Source organism: Sulfitobacter sp. UBA4523, assembly GCF_002388305.1.
Classification (GTDB): Bacteria; Pseudomonadota; Alphaproteobacteria; order Rhodobacterales; family Rhodobacteraceae; genus Sulfitobacter; species Sulfitobacter pontiacus.
Genome location: NZ_DGMH01000011.1, coordinates 1 through 1267, shown reverse-complemented (window position 1 = coordinate 1267; position 1267 = coordinate 1). Strand labels below are relative to the sequence as shown.

1 protein-coding gene and 1 pseudogene are annotated in these 1267 nt (G+C 59.5%); both read right to left on the bottom strand.

What is annotated here, in order from left to right; translation table 11 throughout:
• Positions 1-674, bottom strand: a pseudogene (locus tag B3849_RS02045) (hypothetical protein); the annotation flags it as partial.
• Positions 675-739: 65 nt separating this feature from the next.
• Positions 740-1267: oxidoreductase (locus tag B3849_RS02040; RefSeq protein WP_286779749.1), on the bottom strand; the 528-nt coding region annotated here is incomplete at its 5' end.

Here is a 1267-nt window from a genome sequence, read left to right as displayed (position 1 = left end):
CCTGCCTCGTTCACGGCGACCAGTGCATCGTCGGAGAGGACGTGATCACGCCCCACACGCGAGACCGTCACAAGCATCGCGTCGTTGAATTCCTTTTCAAACAGGTTGCGCTGAATGCGATGCGCAGTCTTTGCCAACAGCTGCTGCCCAAACAGATAATCCGCGCGATTGCCCCGATCGACAGACACAAGATTGATTGCACCAATCATCCCCCCGTTGGCATCCAGCACCGGAACGCCGGTACAGGCGAACTGTCTGAGCGTCGAAAAGTAATGATCCGCACCGCGCACAGTGATTGCGTGCCCCGTCCGCAAGGCCATGGATACGCCGTTTGTACCGGCCACGCGTTCGTCCCAACATGACCCAAGGGCGATGCCGTTCCATCCGTCAGTTCCACTCGTCGCCCCGCTATGCTCAATCCGAACAGAGACGCCATCGGCGTCGGTGACAACCAGACAATGACCGATTTCGCCCGCGACCGAAGCGAGATGTTGAAAGAAGCCCTGCCTGCCGCCGGTGCTCTCGATAATCTGTTCAAGTCGGGGGGCAACTTCGGAGGATTGGAGGCGCATGATAGGCCGCCCGGTATCGTGCCGCAGGTTATACTGCCGCGCACACCGGTCCCAGGATGCGGCAATCGCATCCGTTTGATTTGAGGTAATGAAACCTCTCATCACGTCTCCTCCCGACTCTTAGCTTAATGCGCAATCCCCTTGATCGGCAAACGTTTTGGGACGCCTCAGGTGCCAGCCAGCTCGCGAATAGCCGCCATCAGTTGCGCGACATGTGCGCGGTCGGCGGCGGCGGGATGGGGCCGTGCGATGCGTCCTGCGTCGTTGTCGTAATACTGCCCCGAGGCATTGGCGAATTCCTCGGACACTGCCGCACGGCGCAGGATGCCCGCCCCGATCCGCAGGTCATTGCCCGCCATTCCATAGGATTCCTTAACCATTTTTGTGGCAAGAAGAGACCCCGGGTTGACCGAGACAAACATCGGCCCTTCGGGGTGTTCGCGCGCCAATTCCTGCGACCAGATTGTCAGCGCCAACTTGCTTTGTGCGTAGGCTTCGCTGTGGCCAAGCTGCTGTTCGCCACGCAGGGCGTCGATGTCGACAGGGGCTTGTGCAGCTGAGGAAAGGCTCACCACGCGACCGTCTTTTGGGATGATCGGCAGCAGACCAACGGTCAAAGCCCAGGGCGCGATTGTGTTGACCATGAAACGCACATCCAGCCCGCTGTCTGTCTGTGTGTTGGGAACCTTCAGAAC